Origin of the sequence: Streptomyces sp. NPDC058632, from assembly GCF_042717095.1 — a bacterium.
Lineage (GTDB): Bacteria > Actinomycetota > Actinomycetes > Streptomycetales > Streptomycetaceae > Streptomyces.
On the sequence record NZ_JBHXQZ010000199.1, the window covers coordinates 1 to 2059 of the forward strand.

Annotated in this window: 1 protein-coding gene; it reads left to right on the forward strand. The window is 72.5% G+C overall.

Annotated elements, in window-relative coordinates; genetic code table 11:
- On the forward strand, positions 1 to 2059 hold a 2059-nt coding region (locus tag ACFWVE_RS34940; protein WP_384023267.1), incomplete at both ends, for an SDR family NAD(P)-dependent oxidoreductase.

Below are 2059 nucleotides of genomic sequence, written 5' to 3' on the forward strand. Positions count from 1 at the left end.
TCCTCGACGCCGCCCTCCACCCACTCCTGCACACCACCCTCAACAACCCCACAACCGGCACCCACCTCCCCTTCACCTTCACCGGCATCAGCCTGCTCGCCGATCCACCGGAGACGGACGAGGTGCGCGCGCACATCCGGGTCACCGGCCGGGACTCCGACAGCGTGCACGGACAGATCGTCCTGACGGACGCGGAGGGCACGCCGTTCGTGCGGATCGACGGAGTCGACCTGCGCGCATCGCGGGTCACCGACTCCGCGCTGCACACCGTGGACTGGGTGGAGCCGGGCGAACAGCAAGGGGAGCGGAACGCAACGCAGTGGGTGCTGATCGAGACCGGCGCGGTCCACTTGGCGCCGGCCCGTGCCCAGGCCGTCCATCCCGACCTGACCTCCTTGCCGACCACCGAGCCGGTCACGGCCGTCCTGCCCCTCGCCCCCTCGGCCAACGCCCCTCATGCGGCCCTCGACGCCGTACGGACGTGGGTCTTTGCCCCGCACCACGCCGAGAGCCGGCTGGTCGTCGTCACCGGTTCCGGGGATCAGGACGCACAGGAAGGGCTGTCCTCCGCGGCGGCTCGCGGTCTGCTGCTGTCGGCGGTGACCGAGCATCCGGGACGGTTCGTGGTCGCGGACCTGGACGCCGACCCGCTGTCCTGGCAGGCGTTGCCCGAGGCGGTCGCCGGCGGAGAACCGCAAGTCAGGATCAGGGCAGGCCGGGTGTCGGTGCCCCGTCTGAGGCCCGTGACGCAGGCCGACGAGACCACGGCCCCCGTGTCTGCGGCATTCGACCCCGACGGCACCGTCCTGGTGACCGGCGGCACCGGGCGCTTGGGCAGCCTGCTCGCCCGGCATCTCGTCGAGCGTCACGGCGTACGGCATCTACTGCTGCTCAGCCGCCAGGGGACCGCGGCGCCGGGAGCGGGCGAGCTGACGGCGGAGTTGGAGGCAACAGGTGCTCGTGTCACGGTCGTGGCCTGCGACGCCGCCGACCGGGAAGCGCTCGGCGCCGTGCTGGCGGACGTACCGGACAGCCATCCGCTGACCGGCGTGGTGCACACCGCCGGTGTGCTGGACGACGGTGTGGTGGAGCAGTTGACGCCGGAGCGGTTGGACCGGGTGCTGCGGCCCAAGGCCGACGCGGCTCGCGTACTGGACGAGCTGACCCGTGACCTGGATCTGCGGGCGTTCGTCCTCTACTCGTCGGTGTCCGGGTTGGTCGGTGCCGCCGGGCAGGGCAACTACGCCGCCGCCAACGCCTACCTGGACGCCCTCGCCGAGCACCGCCGTGCGCTGGGGCTGCCGGCGACGTCGCTGGCGTGGGGGCTGTGGGGCGGTGGTGGCGGAATGGCCGGGGCGCTGGGTACGCAGGACGTGGCCCGGTTCGCCCAGGAGGGCATTGCCCCGCTCGATCCGGATGAGGCACTCGCCCTGTTCGACGCCGCCCTGAGCCGTCATGAGGCCCTGCTGTCGCCGCTCCGGCTGGACCGGACCACCCTTCGCGCACGGGTGGAGGCGGGGGATCCGGTGCCCAGGCTGCTGCGGGGCATGGTGGGTACGGCGAGTGCGGCCCGCCCGTCGGCCTCCGGTGACGAACCGTCGGCCCTGGCCGAGCGGCTCTCCGGCGGCTCTCCGGCGGAGCGCAGGCGGATCCTCACCGACCTGGTGCGTACGCGGGCGGCGTCCGTGCTGGGCTTCCCGGATCGCGGCGGGATCACGACCGACCGGACGTTCAAGGAGTTGGGCTTCGACTCGCTGACCTCGGTGGAGCTGCGCAACCGGCTCAACTCGGCGACCGGTCTGCGGCTCCCCGCCCCGGTCATCTTCGATCACCCGACGCCCGAGTCGCTGGCGAACCACCTCGCCGGACTGCTCCAGCCGAAGGAACGCGCGCAGGCACCTGCTCTCGCAAGGGTCTCAGCCTCCCAGTCAGGAGTGCGGGACGACCTCATCGCGGTCGTCGGGATCGGCTGCCGGTTCCCCGGCGGCATCACCACCCCCGGCGGGCTCTGGCGGCTCCTCGTCGACGAGGAGCACGCGATCACGGACTTCCCGACCAA